Source organism: Variovorax stachyos (genome assembly GCF_051400855.1).
Lineage (GTDB): Bacteria > Pseudomonadota > Gammaproteobacteria > Burkholderiales > Burkholderiaceae_C > Variovorax.
The window spans coordinates 14,782-36,296 of the sequence record NZ_JBLFFN010000028.1 but is presented as its reverse complement, the minus strand read 5'-3'; the positions used below and the strand labels follow the sequence as shown (position 1 = coordinate 36,296).

Annotated in this window: 15 protein-coding genes and 6 pseudogenes; 13 read left to right on the top strand and 8 right to left on the bottom strand. The window is 65.8% G+C overall.

Going from position 1 to position 21,515, the window contains the following annotated elements; translation table 11 throughout:
- Window positions 1–296 precede the first annotated feature (296 nt).
- Window positions 297–512 carry a hypothetical protein gene (locus tag ACMGEZ_RS28190; RefSeq protein WP_436825578.1) on the bottom strand — a complete coding sequence of 72 codons (216 nt, stop codon included), beginning with the start codon at window positions 510–512 and terminating at the stop codon, window positions 297–299.
- A 355-nt stretch (window positions 513–867) separates the two neighbouring features.
- On the opposite strand from ACMGEZ_RS28190, the pseudogene ACMGEZ_RS28185 reads away from it, so the two are divergent.
- The 5 genes and pseudogenes from ACMGEZ_RS28185 (at window position 868) to ACMGEZ_RS28165 (ending at window position 7,210) form a co-directional block, all read left to right on the top strand.
- A pseudogene (locus ACMGEZ_RS28185) lies at window positions 868–2,314 on the top strand (IS1182 family transposase).
- Window positions 2,315–3,005: 691 nt separating this feature from the next.
- Window positions 3,006–3,965: a Bug family tripartite tricarboxylate transporter substrate binding protein gene (locus ACMGEZ_RS28180; protein ID WP_436825577.1), complete on the top strand. Its 960-nt coding sequence runs from the start codon at window positions 3,006–3,008 to the stop codon at window positions 3,963–3,965.
- Complete coding sequence (locus ACMGEZ_RS28175) at window positions 3,966–4,724, top strand: SDR family NAD(P)-dependent oxidoreductase (RefSeq protein ID WP_436825576.1); 759 nt, start codon at window positions 3,966–3,968, stop codon at window positions 4,722–4,724.
- Between the two features lie 82 nt (window positions 4,725–4,806).
- Window positions 4,807–5,966: pseudogene (locus tag ACMGEZ_RS28170) on the top strand (acyl-CoA dehydrogenase family protein).
- 35 nt (window positions 5,967–6,001) lie between these two features.
- Window positions 6,002–7,210, top strand: a complete 1,209-nt coding sequence (locus tag ACMGEZ_RS28165; RefSeq protein ID WP_436825575.1) for a CaiB/BaiF CoA transferase family protein — start codon at window positions 6,002–6,004, stop codon at window positions 7,208–7,210.
- Here the strand turns inward: ACMGEZ_RS28165 and ACMGEZ_RS28160 are convergent.
- Window positions 7,203–7,355, bottom strand: a complete 153-nt coding sequence (locus tag ACMGEZ_RS28160) for a hypothetical protein (protein WP_436825574.1) — start codon at window positions 7,353–7,355, stop codon at window positions 7,203–7,205. The genes ACMGEZ_RS28165 and ACMGEZ_RS28160 overlap by 8 nt on opposite strands.
- Between ACMGEZ_RS28160 and ACMGEZ_RS28155 the strand changes: the two genes are divergently transcribed.
- Window positions 7,354–8,223, top strand: coding sequence for a tripartite tricarboxylate transporter substrate binding protein (locus ACMGEZ_RS28155; RefSeq protein WP_436825573.1), 870 nt, complete (start codon window positions 7,354–7,356; stop codon window positions 8,221–8,223). The genes ACMGEZ_RS28160 and ACMGEZ_RS28155 overlap by 2 nt on opposite strands.
- A gap of 61 nt (window positions 8,224–8,284) precedes the next feature.
- Here ACMGEZ_RS28155 and ACMGEZ_RS28150 read toward each other — a convergent pair whose 3' ends face one another.
- On the bottom strand, window positions 8,285–9,241 hold the full coding sequence (locus ACMGEZ_RS28150; RefSeq protein ID WP_436825572.1) for a Bug family tripartite tricarboxylate transporter substrate binding protein: 957 nt from the start codon (window positions 9,239–9,241) through the stop codon (window positions 8,285–8,287).
- Between the two features lie 303 nt (window positions 9,242–9,544).
- Here ACMGEZ_RS28150 and ACMGEZ_RS28145 point away from each other — a divergent pair.
- Window positions 9,545–9,748, top strand: a pseudogene (locus ACMGEZ_RS28145) (SMP-30/gluconolactonase/LRE family protein); the annotation flags it as partial.
- A gap of 163 nt (window positions 9,749–9,911) precedes the next feature.
- Here the strand turns inward: ACMGEZ_RS28145 and ACMGEZ_RS28140 are convergent.
- Window positions 9,912–10,820: a LysR family transcriptional regulator gene (locus ACMGEZ_RS28140; protein ID WP_436825571.1), complete on the bottom strand. Its 909-nt coding sequence runs from the start codon at window positions 10,818–10,820 to the stop codon at window positions 9,912–9,914.
- Between the two features lie 297 nt (window positions 10,821–11,117).
- Between ACMGEZ_RS28140 and ACMGEZ_RS28135 the strand changes: the two are divergent.
- A pseudogene (locus ACMGEZ_RS28135) lies at window positions 11,118–11,873 on the top strand (IS30 family transposase); the annotation flags it as partial.
- Between the two features lie 261 nt (window positions 11,874–12,134).
- Here the strand turns inward: ACMGEZ_RS28135 and ACMGEZ_RS28130 are convergent.
- Both ACMGEZ_RS28130 and ACMGEZ_RS28125 read right to left on the bottom strand, forming a co-directional pair.
- Window positions 12,135–12,776 (bottom strand): TetR/AcrR family transcriptional regulator, encoded by a 642-nt coding sequence (locus tag ACMGEZ_RS28130; protein WP_436825570.1) that lies wholly within the window; start codon window positions 12,774–12,776, stop codon window positions 12,135–12,137.
- Window positions 12,777–12,783: 7 nt separating this feature from the next.
- Window positions 12,784–13,137, bottom strand: coding sequence for an MATE family efflux transporter (locus ACMGEZ_RS28125; RefSeq protein WP_436825569.1), 354 nt, complete (start codon window positions 13,135–13,137; stop codon window positions 12,784–12,786).
- A 437-nt stretch (window positions 13,138–13,574) separates the two neighbouring features.
- Here ACMGEZ_RS28125 and ACMGEZ_RS28120 point away from each other — a divergent pair, with 437 nt between their 5' ends.
- Both ACMGEZ_RS28120 and ACMGEZ_RS28115 read left to right on the top strand, forming a co-directional pair.
- Entirely contained in the window at window positions 13,575–14,468 is an 894-nt protein-coding gene (locus ACMGEZ_RS28120; RefSeq protein ID WP_436825594.1) for an NAD(P)/FAD-dependent oxidoreductase, read from the top strand.
- Window positions 14,469–14,609: 141 nt separating this feature from the next.
- Window positions 14,610–15,071, top strand: coding sequence for a methyltransferase family protein (locus tag ACMGEZ_RS28115; protein ID WP_436825568.1), 462 nt, complete (start codon window positions 14,610–14,612; stop codon window positions 15,069–15,071).
- 265 nt (window positions 15,072–15,336) lie between these two features.
- Here ACMGEZ_RS28115 and ACMGEZ_RS28110 read toward each other — a convergent pair.
- A pseudogene (locus ACMGEZ_RS28110) lies at window positions 15,337–15,508 on the bottom strand (IS5/IS1182 family transposase); the annotation flags it as partial.
- An 18-nt stretch (window positions 15,509–15,526) separates the two neighbouring features.
- A pseudogene (locus ACMGEZ_RS28105) lies at window positions 15,527–15,718 on the bottom strand (transposase); the annotation flags it as partial.
- Between the two features lie 116 nt (window positions 15,719–15,834).
- Between ACMGEZ_RS28105 and ACMGEZ_RS28100 the strand changes: the two are divergent.
- From ACMGEZ_RS28100 to ACMGEZ_RS28090, 3 genes are read left to right on the top strand one after another with little or no spacing between them, the layout of a single operon-like run.
- Entirely contained in the window at window positions 15,835–17,256 is a 1,422-nt protein-coding gene (locus tag ACMGEZ_RS28100) for an efflux transporter outer membrane subunit (RefSeq protein ID WP_436825567.1), read from the top strand.
- Entirely contained in the window at window positions 17,253–18,386 is a 1,134-nt protein-coding gene (locus ACMGEZ_RS28095; protein ID WP_436825566.1) for an efflux RND transporter periplasmic adaptor subunit, read from the top strand. Before ACMGEZ_RS28100 ends, ACMGEZ_RS28095 begins: the two co-directional genes overlap by 4 nt.
- Window positions 18,383–21,493, top strand: a complete 3,111-nt coding sequence (locus ACMGEZ_RS28090; RefSeq protein WP_436825565.1) for an efflux RND transporter permease subunit — start codon at window positions 18,383–18,385, stop codon at window positions 21,491–21,493. Before ACMGEZ_RS28095 ends, ACMGEZ_RS28090 begins: the two co-directional genes overlap by 4 nt.
- Window positions 21,494–21,515 lie beyond the last annotated feature (22 nt).

Sequence of the window (21,515 nt, the reverse complement as noted above, 5' to 3'; positions counted from 1 at the left end):
TTGCGCACAGATCGTCAGAAGCAGCCCTCCGGCACGTGGTTCGGCGCCACAATTCAGCGTTCGTGCTCGCAGCGAGCGCCGGGCGCAGTTCACGGGATCTCTACACGGAGAGCCGGATTTCCTCAACCATCCGCTCGCGCATCACGTACTTTTGCAACTTCCCCGTGATCGTCATTGGCATCTCACTCCCAGCAGCGTCGTCAAGGTAGCGGTCGAGAGCGGCACGTCGCTTGCCCCTGCACGTGCGAAAAGCCATCTCGCGGCGCCACACCGCGTGGCGCTTTCTTAATCATGGCTCAACCCCCTGGCGTGCGAGGCAGTGCGTCGTCCATGCCGCGGTACTGGCGGTCGAAGTCGGCCACCCAGTCGAAGCCCATAAGCGCGCTCATCTTCTTGAAGTCATATAAGGGAACGGACAAGTCGGAACTCGAACCGCTCGCTTTCAACCCTGCATAAGCCTGCTCGAGGGCGGCGGTCGCAGCCAGGAAGCCCAGTGCGGGATAGATGGCCATACGGTAACCGATGGCTTGCAGCTGAGCTGCATCACAGTCCTGCCGCGATGACTTTGCGGCGTGATGGCTGATTGGTGGCCGTCCATCGTTGCGACCTTGAAGGTCGACCGACCTAGACACGCTGGGTGTCGACGATCGGCTGACGCTGGCGAATGTCCGAGCAGGTCCCTGGCGACCTTGAATGACCGCTGACCAGCAGCCGACCGAACGTCACTTGATGACCGGCCGCTGAAACTCGCGAGGGTCTGCTTCGTTACAAGCTGGCCGACAGCAACGGGCCGAGGCCGTGTGAAAACAGGTTGAATAGGTGAAGGTGCTCGCCTAGATTGTGGCAATGCTACTGAAGGGCAGCCACATGAAGCGATTCATCGAAGGCGAGGACCGACAACAGGTCACTCTGCTGCCGAGTGCCTTGACGACTACACCGGCGAGGACAACCCGGTGCGAGTTGTCGATGCCTTCGTCGAGGAACTGGATCTGCATGCACTGGGTTTTGAAGGTGTCGATCCGGCAGTCACCGGTCGACCCTCGTACCACCCCTCGGTCCTGCTGAAGCTCTACATCTACGGCTACCTGAACCGCATCCAGTCGAGTCGTCGCCTGGAGCGCGAGGCGCAGCTCAATGTCGAGCTGATGTGGCTCACCGGCCGGCTCGCCCCGGACTTCAAGACCATCGCCGATTTCCGCCACGACAATGGAGCGGGCATCCGCAATGTCTGCCGCCGCTTCGTCGCCCTGTGCCGCGACCTCAAGCTGTTCTCTCACGCCATCGTGGCCATCGACGGCAGCAAGTTCAAGGCGGTCAACAGCCGCGACCGCAACTTCACGCCAGGCAAGATCGATGCGCGCCAGCGCCAGATCGAGCAGAGCATCCAGCGCTACCTCGACGCCCTGGAGACGGCCGACCGCACGCAGCCGGCGGAGGTCGAGGCCAAGACCGAGCGGTTGACGGAGAAGATCAAGAAGCTGCGCGAGCAGATGAAGCAACTCGACGACACCAAGGAACAGCTGAAGAAGGAGCCCGACGGGCAACGATCGCTCACCGATCCCGATGCGCGCTCGATGCTTCAGTCAGGCAAGAGCACGGGCATCGATGGCTACAACGTTCAAACCGCCGTCCATGCCAGGCACCATCTGATCGTTGCGCACGACGTCACAAACGTCGGCCACGAGCGCGCGCAACTCAGCAGAATGGCCAAGGCTGCACGGGAGGCGATGGGCAAGACCAAGCTGCAAGCCCTTGCCGACCGCGGCTACTTCAACGGCACGGAGCTCAAGGCCTGCGAGGACGTTGGAATCACGACTTACGTGCCCAAGCCAATGACGTCGGGTGCCAAGGCCGAAGGCCGCTTCGACAAGAGCGATTTCATCTATGTGGCGAAGGACGATGAGTATCAGTGCCCGGCGGGTGAGCGGGCCATCTACAGGTTCAGCGAAGTCGAGAGGAACGGTCTCAGGACACGCCTTTACTGGACCAGCGCTTGCCCCAGGTGTCCCATAAAGGATCAATGCACGCCCAGCGACTATCGGCGCATCCGGCGATGGGAGCATGAGGACGTGACCGAGCGTGTCCAGCAACGCATGGATCTCAAACCTATGGCGATGACGCTGCGAAGGTGCACCGTGGAGCACGTGTTCGGAACCTTAAACACTGGATGGGCTGGACGCACTTCCTAACGAGAAAACTGGAGCACGTGAGCACCGAGATGAGCCTGCACGTGTTGGCTTACAACCTGAAGAGGGTCATCGCGATCCTGGGTATCGCCAGGACGATGAAGGCGATGAGATTGGTCGGGGCGTGACCCTTCAACGGCCTTTTTTAAGCTTGCGCAGCAACGCTCGATCGGGCTACCCGCGCGTTTGTGCAACGAGACTACTGGATGACTCGGTGGCGCCGATGACACCCACATGGGCGCGCGTTCGGCATACTCGCTAGGCAAAGCCGTTTCCACACGGCCTCGGCCCATAGCCGCTGTACGGCTGTACGTAGTGGCTCGCAGGGCATCAAGAAGGTTCGGAGCCGCTCGGCCGCGCCCCTTTCACCGCTTTGCTGCATTCCCATGAGCCCTTGATCATTTCACGCCGACAGTTACTCGTCTGGATTTCTCCCCAATGCGTTGCCATGTCCGCAAAGGCGAATGCAAGCTTCCCGTTTACGCCCAATCGAATGGCTGAGGGATTTCGCAATGAGCAAGTCGCGTGTCGACTGAGTCCAGGGGCGCTGCCACGTGCCGAGCGCGTAAAGTCAACGATGACAGTGCCGGTGGATGGCTGGTCGAGAGTAACCGTGCAGAGCCAGATGATCCCAGTCGACATGAGTGCATCGCTTCGGCTGGATATACCAACGCGGAAGCTCATGGGAAACCCGCCTGGAAGCCGGCAATCTCCCTCCTAAAACTACAAAGCACCTTTTCATACCTTGATGCATGTCGCGAAGCGCACGTCCCTAAACTGAGGAAAACCGTTCTGCGGTAACCTCGTTCAGGAGACATCATGCAAATCCGAAAGCGCATCGGCGGCATTCTGTTCGCCCTCGTTTTCGCCGCCGGTGCGGTGCAGGCCCGGCAACCCATCTGGATCGCCGTTCCCTTTGCCGCCGGCGGCGGCACCGACCAGTACGCGCGGCTGCTGGCTTCCGAACTCACGAAGCGCGGTATCCAGACCATCGTGGAGAACAAGCCCGGCGCCAGCGGCATCGTGACGGCGGACAACGTTGCGCGTTCCAAGCCCGATGGCACCACCTTGCTGATGAGCTCGCTGAGCATTCTGGCCAGCAACACCGTGATGTACGACAAGCTGCCCTACAACCCGGTGAAGAGCTTCACGCCGGTCACGCAAGTCGCCTATCAGCCGACCATCATCGTGGGGCGCACGGATCTGCCTTACAAGAACATCAAGGAAATGGTGGCCTATGCCAAGGTCCATCCGGACAAGATCAACCGTGGCTCGCCGGGTGCATCCATCCTGACCAACCTGGCTCCCGTGGCCTTCGAGGGCATAGCGGGCATCCGCCCGACGCACATTCCGTTCAACGGGGATTCCCCCGGCCTGCAGGCCATGCTCGGCGGCCAGATCGATATCCAGGACACTTCCATCACCGGGCCGCTGCAGCACGTCAAGGCGGGCAAGATGCGCGTGCTGGGCGTCATGGACACCAAGCGCCTCCCCCAGGTGCCCGATGCGCCCACTTTCAAGGAGCAGGGCTACGACATCGAGGCGCTGCTCTGGTATGCGCCTTCCGCGCCCGCGACCACGCCCAAGGACACGGTCGACAAGCTCAACCGCGCCGTCAACCAGGTGCTGGTCGATCCTGATTTCATCGCGCGATCGCGAGTGATCGGCATGGAGCCTCGCGGCGGCACGCCGCAAGCACTGGCCGACTATGTAAAGGCCGAGACGCAGCGCTGGGTGCCGCTGCTCGAGCGTCTGGACCTGCCCACGCAGAGGCAATGAATGCGCCCACTGTTCGATGACACGGTGGCCCTGGTCAGCGGCGCGAGCCAGGGCATCGGTTTCGCCATAGCAACCGGCCTGCTCGAGGCCGGTTGCCGCGTGGCACTGACCGACCTTGACGCCGAGCGGACGCGCGAGGCGGCCACACGCACGGGCTACCCAGCCGACCGGGTGCGCCCCTATGCGCTGGACGTGCGCGATGCCGCGCAATGCGCCCGCGTGGTCGCCGAGGTAGAGCAAGCCTGGGGCCCCGTGGGCGTGCTCGTGAACAACGCGGGTGTGGGTGGCCGCAGTGCCGTGTTCGAGGCGCAGGTGCTTTCGCAGGACATCGACCACGTGATGGCGGTGAACGTGAAGGGCGTGCTCAATCTCACTGTGGCATGCACCGAAGGCCTGCACTGCACGCGCGGCGCGGTCGTCAACGTGACGTCCATCACGTCGCTCGTTGCGACCTCGGCCCACATGACCTATGGCGCCTCGAAGGGCGCCGTCGCCCAGCTGACCAAGTTCCTGGCGCGGGACTTCGGGCCGCATGGCGTGCGCGTCAATGCCGTCGCACCCGGCCTGGTGATGACGCCCATGACCGCGCACATCGCGGACGACGCCGAGCGCCATGAACGCATGGTGCGCCGCACGTTGCTGCGCCGCGCGGGCGAGCCGCAGGACATCGCGGGGCCCGTGGTGTTCCTGGCATCGCAGCAGGCGCGCTACGTGACCGGAACCATCTTGCCGGTGGACGGCGGCTACACCGCCAACTGATGCAGCCGCGCACCCCCACCGGGGCGGGCACGACCTACCAAGAACCAGGCATGCCGCCATGCCTCCATTGCGAAGAGAACACATGATCCGAGATTCTTCCGCGTTCGACGAAACGCTGGGCGCCCTGCGGCGCTACGTGCGCGATCAGCTGTTTTCACGCGAAGCCGAGGTCGAGCGGCTCGACGAAGTGCCGGCCGACATCGTCGATGACCTGGCGCGCCGAGGCTTCTTCGGCTGGTCCATTCCGAAGGCGTGGAACGGTGCCGGAATGACGACCGAAGAGTTGGCGCTCGCGGCGATGGAACTGTCCTCCGTCGCTTTCCGGGCGCGGGTCGGAACCAACACCGGCATTGGCTCGGAGGCGCTGGTCGCCGACGGCACGCCCGAACAGAAGGCCCGCTACCTGCCATTGCTGGCCAGTGGGGACCTGACCGGCGCGTTCGCGCTCACCGAGCCCGATGCCGGCTCGGACGCGACCGCTCTGGCGACAAGTGCCGTGCGCGAGGCGATCACTATGTGCTCAACGGAACCAAGTGCTTCATCACCAATGCACCGATTGCGGGGCTGTTCACCGTGATGGCGCGCACCAATCCGCAAGACCGATCCGCTCACGGCATTTCGGCTTTCCTCGTCGAGCGCGGAACGCCCGGGCTTACCACGGGTGAGCCGTACCGCAAGATGGGGCAGGCCGGATCGCCGGTGTCCGAGGTGCATCTGGCCGACTGCCGCGTGCCGGCCGACAGCATCATCGGCGGCGTGGAGGGCATGGGCTTCAAGACGGCCATGAAAGTGCTCAACAAGCAGCGCATCCATCTGGCGGCGCTGTGCACGGGCCCCGCCATCCGCATGCTGGACGAAGCGGTGGCGTGGACCTGCCAGCGCCGGCAGTTCGGCCAGCCGGTGGCCAGCTTCCAGCTGGTGCAGGCCCTGATTGCCGACTGCCAGACCGAGATTCAGGCCGCACGGGCGCTGATACTGCAGACCGCGCGCGAGCGAGACGCCGGAGAGGACGTGGCGATGCAGGCGTCGATCTGCAAGTACTTCGCGTCGGAGATGTGCGGGCGCGTGGCGGACCGCTGCGTGCAGATGCTGGGTGGCACGGGTTTTATCCACGGCCACCCGATCGAACGCTTCTACCGGGACGTGCGGCTGTTTCGCCTCTATGAAGGCACCAGCCAGATCCATCAGCTCAACATCGCCAAGCGCACCATCGCGGCGGCCGGCCATCGCCCGGGCGAATGAGCGAGCCGCACCGAACCAGATCCGAGGATGACCGGATGAACCACTCTTCTATGCCGCCCCTTGCCGGCGTGCGTGTGCTGGACCTGTCCAGGGTCATGGCAGGTCCGCTGTGCGGCATGGCGCTGGCGGATCTGGGCGCGGACGTGATCAAGGTCGAGCACCCCGAGCGCGGCGACGACACGCGGGATTGGGGCGTGCGCATCGGCAGCCACAACACGTCCTACTTCAACAGCTGCAATCGCAACAAGCGCTCCATCTGCGTGGACCTGCAGGACAAGGACGGACAGGAGCTCGTGCGCAAGCTTGCAGCCCAGTGCGACGTCGTCATCCAGAATTTCAAGTACGGCGGCGCGCAGAAGATGGGTCTGGGCTATGAAGACCTGCGCCGCATCAACCCGAAGATCATCTACTGCTCGATATCCGGCTATTCGGTGCTGACCCGGGAGAAGGCGCGGCCCGGGTACGACCTGGTGATCCAGGGCGAGACCGGCCTGATGGCCATGAACGGCGAAGAGGGCCAGGGGCCGCTGAAGTTCGGCATTGCGGCGGTAGACATGTTTACCGGCATGTACTCGGCGCAGGCCATCCTGGCCGTGCTCTATGAACGCACGCGCACCGGTGACGGCCGCCACATCCAGATGTCGCTCTACGACAGCGGGATGATGATCACCTCGTACTACGGGCTGACCGCCTGGCTCGGCAAGGGCGATCCCGCCAAGTTCGGCAACTCGCATCCGTCGATCGTGCCCTACGGTGTGTTCGAGTCCGCCGACGGCCCGTTGGTGATCGCGGTCGGAAACAACCGGCAGTTCGAAAAGTTCTGCGAGGCGGTGATCGCGTGTCCCGAGCTGGCCGTCGATCCGAGGTTCGCCACCAACACCGAGCGCTCCAGGCACCGGCATGAACTCCTGCCCATCCTGCGCGAGAAGATCGGGCAGTTGTCCCGCGCCGATCTCATCGATCGCATGAACAAGGCCGGTATTCCGTGCGGCGAGGTGCTCGGCCTGTACGAGGCGCTGCAGTCGGACCGGACGGCGCAGACCCAGATCTGGCACCGGTTCGAAGACACGCAGGCGGGGCCGCAGGCCGTGCACGCACCGCCCTACATCATCGATGGCGAGCGCTCCGGCGTGCGCCACCATCCGCCGCACCTGGGGGAGCATACGGCTCAGGTGCTTCGCGAGCTGCTCGGCATGGGCGAGAGCCAGCTCGAATCGCTGACCAGCCGGAGCGTCATCAAATGAGCGACAACTGCAGGCGCGAAGCCGAACGGGTCGCCACGCGGCGGCGCATGTTGAAGTTGTGCGTTGCGGCCGGGGCCACGCCCGTCCTGGCTTCACTGTCGGGCCGCAGCAGCGCGGCGGCCTGGCCGGAGAAGGCTCTTCGCATGATCGTGGCTTTCCCCGCCGGCGGCCCCACCGATGCGACCGCGCGCCTGATCGCGCAGAAGCTGTCCGTTGCGCTGAGCCAGCCGGTCATCGTGGACAACCGTCCCGGTGCTTCGGGTGCCATTGGCACGACCGCGCTGATCAAGTCCGCGCCAGACGGCTACACGGTGTCGATGTTCGGCATGCCCGCGCTGGTCGCCCCAATCGTCTACAGGAACAACGCGTACGACGTGCGCAAGGACTTCACCTGCGTGGCGTCGGTCTACGACCTGCCGCTGGTCTTCATGATCAACCCGGCGGTGCTGCCGGGCGTCGGCACCCTGAAGGACTTCATCGCAGCGGCCAAGGCGCAGCCGGTCAACTATTCCACCGCCGGGTCGGGCAGCATCGGCCACCTGGCCATGGAGCAGCTCAAGGACATGGGCGGCTTTCCGATGCAGCACGTGGGCTACAAGGGCAGTGCGCCGGCCATCACCGATTTGCTGGGCGGGCAGATCGCCGCGATGTTCGTCGACTTGGTCGCGGCCATGCCGCACATTCGCAGCGGGCGCCTCAAGGCGCTGGCACTGGGCTCGGCCGATGCGCGCGCTTTTCTGCCCGATGTGCCGTCCATTGCCCAGCAGGGCTTCGCCGATTTCAACGTGAGCAGCTGGAGCGGCTTGATCGTGCCCAACGCGACGCCGCCTGCCGTCTTGGCGCGGCTTGATCAGGGATTGCGCCGCATTCTGGCCGAGCAGGACACCCGGACCCGGCTCCAGAACATCGGCGCGCTCAGCGCCTACCAGCCCCCCGAAGTCATGAAGCGGCGCATGGCCGGCGAGTTCGAGCGTTGGAGCAAGGTGGCTTCGGAGAAAGACATTTCCATCTGATGCGCGGCCGGCACCCCCATGGGTGCCGATAGCGTCCGCGGCGGGGCTGCGAACCGGCCGGTCAGTGCGACTGCTTGGGCAGGTTCAGGCTGCGCAGGATCGGGAGCCAGCGATCCGCCTCGGCCTTGATGAACTTGTCCAGTTCTTCGGGCGTGCCGCCGCGAGGCTCCATGCCGATCGCGCGGGCACGCGCCACAAAATCGGGGTCTGCAATCACCTGGTTCACGGCCTTGTTCAGGCGGTCGATCGCCTGCTTGGGCGTGCCCGAGGGAACCGAGAGCGAGTACCACAGCGTGGCTTCCATGTCGAAGCCTTGCTCCTTGAAGGTGGGTGCGTCGGGCACCTGCGGCAGGCGCTTCGAATCCATGACGCCCAGCACGCGCAGCTTGCCCGATTTCACGTAGGGCAGCGATCCAGTGATGGATGTGCCGTGGATGTCGATCTGGTTGCCCAGCAGGGCCTGCAGCGCAGGAGCGTCCCCGTTGAAGGGAATGTGCAGCGTGCTGAAGCCTTGCTCCTTCTCGAAGGCGACCGGCGCCAGGTTCGTCAGGATCGCCGCTCCCGGCGAACCCCGGTTGATCTTGCCGGGGTTCTGCTTGGCATAGGCCACCATTTCCTTGATGTTCTTGTAGGGCACGTCGGTGCGTGCCACGACGATGGCCGGCTGGTAGGCGATCTGCGTGACCGCGGAAAAATCCTTTGCCGGGTCGTAGGGCAGCTTGTCGTAGAGCACGCTGTTGTTGGCGAGCGTGCCCAGGGAGGACACGAGCACCGTCTGTCCGTCGGGCTTGGCGCGGGCGACATAGTCGGCGGCGAGGATGCCGCTGGCACCTGGCTTGTTCTCGATGATGACGTTGAGCCCCTGCTTGTTGAGCTCCTGGGCCAGGATGCGGCAGTACTGGTCGGTTCCGCCGCCGGCCGCAAAGGGTACGACCAGGCGGGTTACCTGCTGGGCGAGGGCCGGGGCGAGCGCGCAGGCACCCAGTGCCAGCCCCATGACGAGTTTCCGATAGCTCATTTTGTCTCCTGCTTGTGGTCCGGATTCGGACTTTGGCTTCAGTCTAGATGCCGGCCAACCGCGGTGATCGACAAGAAATGAAAAGCAGCTTTGCGCGATGCGCCGCCAGCGGCAAGGTGCCTGCCTACACACTTGGCCGATAGCTGTGAAGATCACCAGAATCGGGGCGACGAAAGACCAATTGGGCGAGAGCCCTTGCTGGGATGCCGACGCGCAGGCCCTGAACTGGATCGACTCGCGCGCTGGAGCACCTGGCCCGCATTCCCGTGGATCATCCCAAGGCTCGCTGACAGCCTGGAGCGGGTGATCTGGGCCTACGACTACGACCCGGACGGTCCGCTGCGTAACAAGCGCGTGTTCGTGCGCACGCACGCTTTCGACTCCGGCCCTGATGGCGCAACGGTCGATTCGCAAGGCTTTCTCTGGACCGTGCTGACCCGCGCGGCCGAGCTCGCGCGCCATGCGCCGGACGGCGCGCTGGACCGCATGATCGATCTGCCGGTCAGCTACCTGACGAGCATCTGCTTTGGCGGCCCACGGCTGGAGCACCGTTACCTCACCAGCATCTCCCGCAGCGCACGGCTGGAGGGGAGCAGGGCGCAGGATGGCGGCCTGTTCCGGCTGGAAGGCCTGCCCGCGGCGGGACCCTGCCCGACCACTTTGGCGATTGCTAGCCGGGCTGGCTTCGCAGCGCGTCCGCAACGTAGTTCACGAAGGCGCGCACCTTCAGCGGAAGGACGCGGCTCTGACGGAAGACGGCGAAGATGCCGTTGGAGAACGCGCGAACCGCAAAGCGGTATTCCGGCAGCAGCCGCACCAGGGTTCCGTCGCCCAGGTCGTCGCGAACCGTGGCCTCGGACAGCAGCGCCACGCCCATGCCGCCGATGGCAGCCAGCCGCAGCAGCTCACCGTTGTTGGCGCTCAGCACACCCTGGATGGCCAGTTCCTGCTGTTCTCCTGCCTCGTCGATGTACTTCCATGAGGTGACCTCGCGGTCGCGCCGGTAGGTGAGGCAGCGCGCCCGCGGCAGATCGGAGGGGTGCCGGATGCGCGAGTAGACGCTCAGGAAGGCGGGGCTGGCCACCAGCACCTCGTCGCTGGACACCAGCCGCTTGATGACGAAGCCCGAGTCGTTGGACTCGCCGGTGCGGATGTCCACGTCGAAATCCTGGTCTACCAGGTTGATCGGATGCTCGGAGAGTTCGACCTCGACGCAGATGTCCGGATAGAGCTCCGAGAAGCGCGGCAGCAGCGGCGCCAGCACCCGCAGGCCGATGTGCGTTCGCGAATGCACGCGCAGCCGGCCCTCGGGCCGCTGGCGGGCGTTGTGCACGGCCTGCTCGGCCTCGTTCATCAGCTCGAGCATTGCTTCGGCCCGCTCCAGGAACGCCTGGCCTGCCTCGGTCACTTTGAGGTTACGGCTGGTGCGGTCCACCAGCTGCACGCCCAGTTCTTCTTCCAATGCGCTGATGCGCCGCGAGATGGTTGCCGGCGACAGGCTGAGGCTGCGGGCCGCGGCCGAAAGGCTTCCCTTGCGCTGGGTGGTAACAAAGATGCGCAGCGAATCGAGGGCTCTCATTTCGAAAGACGCAAAGAAGCTGTGCATTCGCTGGTGATCCAGCGAGGGCGCCAGTTCCTACGATTGACTGCAATCGGAAACAGCCAACCAGGAGCAACAGCGATGGATTTCGGAATCTTCATTTTGATGCAGCAGCGGAACAAGCATAAGACGTCCCACCAGATTCTGCGCGACGTCGTCTGTCACCTTCCGGCGTATTGGAGCCACCTGTCTTCGGCATATTGGAGCCGGGTGCAACCAGGGTCGAGGGCATCTTCGAAGGTTCAAGCTTGAGCGGTTTTGGTCTCACCGGCCATGCTGCTGGACTGGAAGTGGTCGCCCCAGCAGATCGCGGGTACCCTGAAGCGCGTATTTCCCAAAGAGCCCGAGCGCCACGTGTCCCACGAGACCATCTACAACGCCATCTACGCGCAGCCGCGAGGCGAGCTTGGACGTCAGCTCATCGCCTGTCTGCGCCGCGGGCGCAGTACCCGCATGGCGCGTACCCGAGGCGACGATCGCCGTGGCCTGATCCCGGACATGGTCAGCATCCACGTGCGCCCGCCCGAGGTGGACGACCGCGTCATGCCGGGTCACTGGGAAGGCGACTTCATCAAGGGCGCGGGCAACCAGTCCTCGGTGGGCGTGCTGGTCGAGCGCACGAGCCGTCTGGTGCTGCTGGCCAAGATGGACGACGCCACGGCCGCCTCGGCGCTGGCGGGCTTTTCTGCCAAGCTGAATTCGATCGCCGCGCCGCTGCCCCAGAGCCTGACCTACGACCAGGGCAAGGAGATGTCGCGTCACGCCGACCTGGCAGCGCAGACGGGGGTGAAGGTGTACTTCTGCGACCCGCACAGTCCGTGGCAGCGTGGCACTTGCGAGAACACCAACGGGCTGCTGCGCCAGTACCTGCCCAAGGGCACCGACCTGAGCGTGTTCAGCCAGGACGAGCTCCACGCGATCGCCCACAGCATGAACAACCGGCTGCGCGCCACACACGCGTGGCACACGCCCCTGGAGGTGTTCGCAAGAACGCTCGCCTCGGTCCATCAACCCTCAGCCTCGATTCATTGAATCAAGTCTGTTGCGCCTCAGACTTGAAACCGCCGTTCAAAAATCGTCAATGCTGGGTGAAAAGCGAAGGGGCACCCGCAGTAGCTGCAGTTCATCGAAGCTGTGAGAGCCAAGCCTGGTGAGGCGCAGTTTTCGCCAAACTCAGCCCTGATCGGACGATCAGATTTCGCACGTCGCCTGACTTGAGGAGAACACTAGGCTCGACATTTGGGATCGGCATGTTGGGCGAGCCAACTAAGCTCCGCACGAGAAATCGGGTACCTACGCGACATAGGCCGCCATGAAGACCCGTACAGCCTCGCGCAGAAGAGCCCTGTTTTCCCGGGAATCCGGCATCTCGAGCTTCAGCAGTCCGCGGATGTGCCCGGAGCCCAGGAACATCGACAGGAACAGGTCCGCTGCCTGAAGCGGGTTCCGCACCTTCAGCGTGCCCGCCGAGTGGGCACGGCGCAGGTATGCAGCCAACTCGCCCTTCACACGCTCAGGGCCGTCCTTGTAGAACGCACGGCAGACTTCCGGCTGCGTCCCCGCGACGCCGTAGACAGAGCGCAACGCGCCCAGGGCGTCGTCCCCGCGCGCCAGTGCGAGAAACCGGGCCCCGATCGCCAGCAACGCCTTCTCCGGCTGGTCCGGATCCAGCGCCCCGGCGCCCGGGACGCCAGCCACCACCGGCGCCGTCCTGTCGCGCACGACCGCCTGGAACAGCCTCTCCTTGGAGCCGAAGTTGTTGTACACGGTCATCTTGGACACACCGGCGTCCGCGGCGATGGCATCCACGCTAGCACGCTCCAGGCCATGCTCGTTGAAGTGCCTTTGCGCCGCTTCCAGGATGCGCCGGACGCGCTCGGGATCGCGTGGCCGCCCGCGTTGGGGCTTGAGAGCGGGAGCTGGGGGACGGTCCATGGCAGATTTATTGGATTGACAGTTCACTATAGTTCACATGAGTTCGACAGCGTGCCCCGAGGACGAGGCCGCCCAATGTCAACTGGGGGCGCGCCGCATCGCCCGCTCCATCGCACGTGGGTTCGGCGACTCCCTTGCGGCCACGGGCGCGCGCGATGGCCGAGGACAGACCGCCGCCGATCCCCCCGATCGACACCATGGTCATCAGCAGGATCACGGACACCACCAGCGACGCCGCGGCGATCGCGTCCGTGCCGAGCGAACTCACGAAGTAGGTCTCCGCCGCGCTGAGCAGGGTTACGAGGAACATCACGCCCACGGTGGGCAGGGGCGAGCCGCGCGAGCAGCGGCAGCGGGCCATCAAGCATGGCGGGCTCGTGGATATTAACTGGACTTGACAGTTTACTATATCCGCCGCATATTACTGTACTTGTAGTCCAATAAACAAACGACCCATGACTTCCTCCTCCTGGCGCAGCCGCGGGCCGGCTCCCCGGGCAATCCGCCTCCTGTCGCTCGCGGCATGGGCCGTGCTGTCGGCGTGCTCGACACCCCCGTGCAGACTCCCGCACCCTCAGTGCCCCTCGCGGCCGCCTTTGCCCACAGCCATGCGGCACAGGCGCAAGGCGCAGCCGCGGGCGCTGACGACATTGCGTCGAGCCACAGCACAAGGGGACTTCCATGCAACGACGAGCCCTGCTGACGCTGGCCGCGCTTGGCACCACCGGCCTTGCCCACGCACAGCCCACCGCCAAGCCCAGCCCACCCCCCTCCATCCACAACACGGAGCCCATCACCATGAATGACGTCATCATCATCGGCGGCAGCTTTGCCGGCCTCGCCGCCGCCCTGCAGCTCGGCCGTGCCCGCCGCAAGGTCACCGTTCTCGATACCGGCCTGCCGCGCAATCGCTTCGCCGGCCATTCGCATGGCCTGCTCGGCCACGATCACAAGCCGCCGCTGGACATCCTGGCCGAGGCGCGGCAGCAGCTGGCGCGCTATCCCACGATCAGGCTGGTCAATGCCCGGGCCGACAGCGTCTCCGGCGCCATCGACCATTTCTCCGTCCTCACTGGCGATGGCGAAAGCCTTGAGGCGCGCCGCCTGATCCTGAGTTATGGCATCGCCGACCAGATGCCCGATGTTCCGGGCTTTGCCGAAAGCTGGGGCACGTCCGTCGTGCCCTGCCCCTATTGCGACGGCTTTGAAGTCGCCGGCCAGCATTGGGGCCTCGTCTGGTCCGGCCCGCAATCGCACAATCAGGCCAGGCTGTTCCAACATTGGACCGACAAGTTGACTGTCTTCGCCGATGGTCTCGACATTCCGCCCGACATCCAGGCCGATCTGGCGCGCCGCAACATACCTGTCGTCGATGGCCGGATCGTTGAGATCGCCCATCGCAAGGGCCATATCACCACCGTCAATCTCGATACCCGCCGCAATATCGCGGTCGACGTCCTGTTCGCCCATCCGCGCAACAAGCCATCCGCAAGCCTGCATGAATCACTGGGCCTCGCCACGGTGGATACGCCTACCGGCATCGTCCTCAAGGTCGACGAGCGTCGCCAAACCAGCATGCCCGGCATCTACGCCGCCGGCGACCTCGCCACGCCCCTCTTGCCCTCGGTCACCCAGGCATCATCGCAGGGCGCGATGGCGGGTATCTTCGTCCAGCAATCGATGGTGGTTTGAGGGCATAGATTCCGTTCTCCGGTTGCCGCGGGCTATCGCCAGAAGGGCGATCCCGGCGAGGGCGCGATCCGCAAGACTTGCCGCTAACCAGGTGTGTGCGTGGCGGGTCATGCCGGACGCCAGGCCTCATCATGGAGTGATATGAGCGTGCTTGAACTGAAGGTTCCTCCACCCATCGTGGCGCTTGTCCTGGCGCTTCTTATGTGGCTGACGCCAGCCGTCGCGGGCCTTGTGCAGATTCCCTCTCCGGCGCGTGTGCTCTGCGCCGTCGCTTTGGTGTGCGTCGGCCAAGGCATCAGCATCGCCGGAATGGTTGCGTTTCGGCGCGCCAAGACCACCGTGAACCCGGTCAAGGCAAGCTTGGCGTCCTCGCTGGTCGTCCAAGGCGTGTACCGGTACACGCGCAACCCCATGTATGTCGGGCTCTTGCTGACCCTGTTGGGGTGGGCAGTGTTTCTGGCGAATCCGTTCGCTGTCCTGTGGGTTGTCGTGTTCGTGCTTTACATCACTCGGTTCCAGATCATTCCGGAAGAACGTGTGTTGGTGTCTCTATTCGGGGCAGAGTACGAGGCTTACAAGGGGAGGGTACGCAGATGGGTATGAAGCCTGACGAGCTTGCAAGTACTTCCCCCTAAGGTAAGGTCTGCAAAACCTGCCTACAGCGCTGATCGGCGCGTAGGGCAGCTTGAAGCCGCGCGGCGCGCAATCTGAAGCCGATTTCGAAGCTCCATTGCCTCCAAGGAGTCCGTTCTGGGGCTTGTCGCGCCCCTATTGGCGCACTGCGGGCCGCACTCATGCCTGCAGCCCAAACAGTTGCCGGCGCGCCATTCACAGGTGCTCAGCGCGAACAGCTGTTGCTTGATTGCGCGAACGGGTGCTCGACCTTGGCCGGGATGCTGGCCTTGATCTGATCGACCCGGTCGATATCGCGTGCCAGTTCGCTGCTCAGGTCCAGCGCCTCGCACTTGCCCGGCCGCATGGCCACGTCAATTCACCTTCAAGTCGGGATTGCGCGTGTCCACGCCCTGGTAGCCCGCATCGGCCAGCACATCCGGGCAGTGGATGCGCAACATCGTCTCGATCGGAAAGGGAGGCCGGCCGTCCAGCGCCAGTGCGCGCCGCGTGCGTGCGACTGGATCAGCGCCACCAACTCAGCCCACGGAACACTTGGTTCATCTCGTCGAGGAAGGCTCCTTGCGTGTCTTCTTGGGCAACGGGTCAAGGCCGAACGTGATCTGAGCCTGTGCCATCGGTTCGCGTTTGTGGACTTGACAGTCCATTATATGCGGCTACACTTAATGGACACGAGAGTCCACTAAATGAAGAAATGAAGCCTTCTTCCATGAGGCCTGCTGCGGCGGCCGCCTTGTCAGTTTTGATCCTGGCCGCATGCTCGACCCCGGCGCCTCAGGCGCCATCCCCGTCCGTGCCGCTGGCGGCCAACTTCTCGAACGAGAAGCCTGCTGCCCGCGCTGCATCGGCCCCCGACGATGCTTGGTGGGACGGCTTTGGGGACGCAACGCTCGCGCGGCTCGTCGAGGAAGCCTTGTCCGCCAACCAGGATGTGGCCATGGCGCTGCAGCGCGTCGGGCAGGCGCGCGCCGGAGCCGACGCGCAGGCGTCCCGGCTGTGGCCCACGGTGAGCCTGCAGGCTTCGGCATCGCGCAGCGAAAGCGGAGTTCCTGAACCGGTCAAGCAAGGCATGCCGGACACGCGTGTGCTGCGCGCAGGTGTGGACGTCACCTGGGAGATCGACCTCGCGGGTGGCGTTCGTGCGGCGCGTGACGCGGCGCAGGCCGATGCCGCCGCCGCCGCCGCTGGCGTCCATGGGGCCCGCCTGCTCGTGGCGAGCGAAGTGGGGCGGCAGTACTTCGTGCTGCGCAGTGCCGAGGAACGGCTGCGCATCGTGCAGGCCCTGGCTGGCGCGCAGCGCCAGACCGCGGCCCGGGTGGAAAGCCGCCTGCGCGAGGGCCAGGCCAGCGCATTCGACCTGGACCGTGCACGCGCCGAGGCCGATGCACTGGACGCTCAACTGCCGGCGCTGCGGATGCTGGTGGGTACCACGCAAACGAAGCTGGCCGTCCTGCTCGGCCGCAACCCGTCAGCGAAGGTTGTCGAAGGTGACAACGACTTCGCGTGGCCGGCGGCGCGTCCCATCTCGGCAGGCCAGCCCAGCGAACTTCTGAGGCGACGTCCCGATCTGGTCGCCGCGGAGGCACGCGTCGGTGCCGAAGCGCTGCGCACCGCCGAAGCCCGCGCCCAGTGGTGGCCCAAACTGTTCCTGAGCGCACTGCTGGGTCGCGAGGACTTGCGGCTGAACGCGCTGGATCTCGCGCCGGTTCACTTCTCCAACGTGGCGCTGGCCTTTGCCACGCCGGTCTTCAATGCCGGCCCTATCGATGCAGGCATCCGCGTGCAGTCCGCGCGCGCCGATGAGGCCTTGCTGGCCTGGCAGAAGGCGGTTCTGGTGGCGGTCCAGGAAGTCGAGGACAGCCTGCTCGTGCGCTCGCAGGAAGGCGAGCGCACGGCGGCGCTGGCGCGCACCGTCGAGCACCGCCGCCGCTCCCTGCAGCGCGCCGAATCGCTGCAGCGCGAAGGCCAGATCGACCTGCTCGTCCTGCTGGACGTGCAGCGCTCCGTGCTGGCCAGCGAACTGGCCTTGTCGGACAGCCGCCTGCAGCAGGTGCTGGCCGACGTGCAGCTCTACAAGGCGCTCGGAGGAGGCCTGCCCCCGGGGGGCCAAGTCAGCGCCGACACAACCCCTCTTGCCGCAAGGACGACCCAGTGAACAGAAACCATCTCACCTTCTCGCTCACGAGCATGGCGGCCGCCAGCCTGCTGCTGGCCGGCTGCAGCGAACCGCCCGCGCCTGCCGCGGTCGAAAAGCCCGTCTTCGTGACGACTGTCAGTCAGACCCCATCGACACAGACACGCAGCTTCACATCGGTGGTCCGTGCGCGCGTCGAAAGCGACCTGGCCTTCCGCACCGGCGGCAAGGTCGTCGAGCGGCTCGTCGATATCGGTGACCGTGTGAAGGCCGGTCAGGTGCTGGCGCGTCTGGACTTGGCTGACTATCGGTTGGCCGTCCAGGCTGCGGGTGACCAGGTGCAGGCTGCCACGGTGGATGCGCAGCAGGCGGCCTCCGACGAGGCGCGGTTCCGCCGGCTGTTGGCCGATGGCTCGGTCGGCACGGCAGACCATGAAAGGCAGAAGGCCCGCTCCGACGCCGCGGCGGCCCGGCTGGACCAGGCGCGGCGGCAGCTGGAACTGGCGCGCAATCGCGAGGGCTACGCCGCGCTCGTTGCGCCCTATGCCGGCGTCGTCACCGCCATCCGCTTCGAGCGGGGCCAGGTGATTCCGGAAGGCCAGCCGGTGGTCTCGCTGGCACGCGAAGGTGACAACGAGGTGGTGGTCGACCTTCCCGAGGACTGGGTGGGCCGCGCGCGCAGCCTGACGGCCACGGCCGCGCCGTGGACCGACCCTAAGGCGATGCTGCGCCTGGTGCTGCGCGAGCTGTCGCCGCAAGCCAGCGCCCAAGGCCGGACCTACCGCGCCCGCTATGCGGCCGCGCCCGAATCGCGCGCGCAGGTCTCGGCGCTCCCCTTGGGCAGCACGGTGCAGTTGACGCTGTCGGCGCCCCAGGCAGGGACGGGCACCGTCTCGCTGCCCGTCAGTGCGTTGGTCAAGGGCAGCGGCCCCGAGGGGGTCTGGGCCTTGAACGCCAAGGGTTCCGGCCTGGTGTTCACGCCGGTCAAGGTGATCGCCATCGACGACGCCACGGTGCAGGTCACCGGCCTGACCCTGGGCAGCCGCGTCGTGAGCGTCGGCGCCCAGAAGCTCGATGCCGGCACCGCCGTGCGCGCGATCGAGCGTGCCGCGGATGCCGTGACGGCCACGGTCACCAAGAGCAGCTCATGAAGCGCTTCAATCTCTCCGAATGGGCCGTCACGCACCGGCCGATGGTGCTGTTCCTCATCATCACGACACTGGTCCTCGGCGTGTTTTCTTTCAGCCGGCTGGGGCGGCTGGAGGACCCGACCTTCGAGGTGCCGCAGATGACGGCCATCGTGGTGTGGCCCGGCGCCACGGCGCAGGACGTGCAGGACCAGGTGCTCAACCGCATCGAGCGGCGCTTGCAGGAGCTGGACCAGTTCGACTACGTGCGCAGCTTCGCACGCCAAGGCTACGGCGGCATCACGCTGTGGATGAAGGGCGGCAGCAGCAAGGAAGAGCTCGACAACGCCTGGTACCAGGTGCGCAAGAAGATCGGCGACGTCCGCCAGGAGTTCCCCGAGGGCGTGCGCGGCCCGTTCTTCAACGACGAGTACAGCGACCGCTACAGCGTGCTCTATGCGCTGAGCGCGCCCGACCTCTCGATGGCCGAGCTGCTGACGGTCACCGAAGACGTGAAGCGGCGCTTCCAAAGCGTGCCCGGTGCCGGCAAGGTCGACGTGCTGGGCAAGCAGGCCGAGCGCGTGTACGTGGAGGTCTCCACGCGGCGGCTGGCCGCCCTGGGCATCCCGCCCTCCGCCATCTTCGACGCGCTGGCGCGGCAAAACCTGGTGACGCCAGCGGGCTCGGCCGACACCACGCACGACCGCGTGCAGGTGCGGGTTGACGGCCGCCTCGCTAGCGTGCAGGACGTCTCGAACGTCACGCTGGAAGTCGGCGGCCAACTGCTCCGGCTGGCCGACGTCGCCACCGTGCGCAGCGGCTACGAAGATCCGCCCAGCCTGACCATCCGCCACAACGGCGTGCCGGTGCTGGCCATCGGTGTGACGCTGCAGAACAAGGGCAACGTGACGGACTTCGGCAAGGCGATGGAGGAGCGCCTGTCGCAGATCCGCCAGGAGCTGCCGGCCGGTGTGGAGATCCAGCAGTACGCCGACCAGCCCCGCGTGGTGGCCGATTCGATCTGGGAGTTCGAGCGCGCCTTCCTGGAGGCGCTGGCCATCGTGCTGGCGGTCTCGTTCCTGTTCCTGGGCTGGCGCACCGGCATCGTGGTGGCGGCTTCTGTGCCGCTGGTGCTGGGCCTGGTCGCGGCCGTGATGTACGCGGCGGGCTGGAACCTCGACCGCATCTCGCTCGGCGCGCTGATCATCGCGCTCGGCCTGCTGGTCGACGACGCGATCATTGCCGTCGAAATGATGGTGGTGAAGCTGGAACAAGGCTGGGACCGCCTGCAGGCCGCCACCTACGCCTACTCGTCGACCGCGTTCCCGATGCTGACCGGCACGCTGGTCACTGCCGCGGGCTTCATGCCGGTCGGGTTCGCAAAGTCCATCGCCGGCCAGTACGCCGGCGGCATCTTCTGGGTGGTGGGCGTCGCGCTCATCCTGTCGTGGCTGGTCGCGGTGGTCTTCACCCCGTACCTGGGCGTGATGCTGCTGCCCAAGAACCTCGGCTCGGGCCAGGACCACGATGTGTACGACCGGCCGGTCTACCACCGGCTGCGCCGCGTCGTCGACTGGGCCGTGCAGCGCCGCTTTGTCGTGCTGGCGCTGACCGTGCTGCTGCTCGGTGCGGCAGGCGCCGGCATGCTGACGGTGCAGCAGCAGTTCTTCCCGACGGCGGCCCGGCCGGAGCTCCTGGTCGAACTGCGGCTGCGCGAAGGCGCGTCGTTCGCCGCGACGGAGCGCCAGGTCAAGGTGCTGGAAAGCTATCTGGCCAAGGACCCCGACGTCGAGTTCTTCACCGCCTACACCGGCGCCGGCACGCCCATCTTCTATCTCTCGATCCAGCCCGAGCTGCCGAACCCGGGCTTCGCCCAGGTCGTCGTCAAGACGGCCGGCATCGAGCAGCGCGAGCGGGTACGTGCCCGACTCGTGGAGCTCTTCGCCAAGGACGAAGCCCTGCCCGACGTGAAGGCGCGCGTCACGCGGCTGGAGTTTGGCCCGCCGGTGGGCTTCCCGGTCCAGTTCCGCGTCATCGGGCCCGACAAGGCCGTGGTGCGCGACATCGCCTATCGCGTGCGCGACGTCGTGCGGCAGAGCCCGCTGGTGCGCGATACGCAGCTCGACTGGAACGAGCAGGTGCGATCGGTGAAGGTGCGGGTGGACCAGGACAAGGCCCGCCAGCTGGGCCTGAGCACCGCGGACATCCAGGGCCTGGTGCAGACCACGCTGGACGGCGCGCCGGTCACGCAGATCCGGCGCGGCGAGGAACTTGTCGACGTCGTCGTGCGGGCCACGCCGGAAGAGCGCAAGAGCATCGGCCGGATCGGCGACCTGCAGGTCTTCACGCGCAGCGGCGTGACGGTGCCGCTGTCGCAGATCGCCCGGATCGAGCCGACGTTCGAGGAGCCCGTGCTCTGGCGGCGCAACCGCGACATGGCGCTGACAGTGCGCAGCGACGTCGCCGACGGCGTGCAGGGCCCGTATGCCACGGCGCAGATCCGGCCATCGCTGCAGCCCATCCTCGACAGCCTGCCGCCGGGCTACCGAATTGAGGAGGGCGGCGCGATCGAAGAGAGCGACAAGGCCAACGACGCGCTGTTCGCCGTGTTCCCGGCGATGTTCGCGGTGATGCTGACGCTGCTGATGATCCAGCTGCAGAGCTTCTCGCGGCTGTTCATGGTGTTCATGACCGGGCCGCTGGCGATCATCGGCGTCGTGCCTGCGCTCCTGATCTTCCAGGCGCCGTTCGGCTTCGTCGCGCTGCTGGGCGTGATCGCACTCGGCGGGATGATCATGCGCAACTCGATCATCCTCGTCGACCAGATCGACCAGGACATCGCCCGCGGCGTCGCGCCCTGGGCCGCGATCGTCGATGCGACGGTGCGGCGGTCACGCCCGGTCGTGCTGACGGCCGCGGCGGCGGTGCTCGCGATGATCCCGCTCACGCGCAGCGTGTTCTGGGGGCCGATGGCCATCTCGATCATGGGTGGCCTCGTCGTGGCCACGGCGCTGACCCTTGTCTTCGTGCCGGCGCTGTATGCCGCGTGGTTCCGCGTCCGGCGTGACAGCCCGGCGCAGGCATCGGCCGCTGCACCGCTCGCCGCCACGGTCGCACCCGCGGCCCATTGACGCATCCACCCAGTTTTCAGGA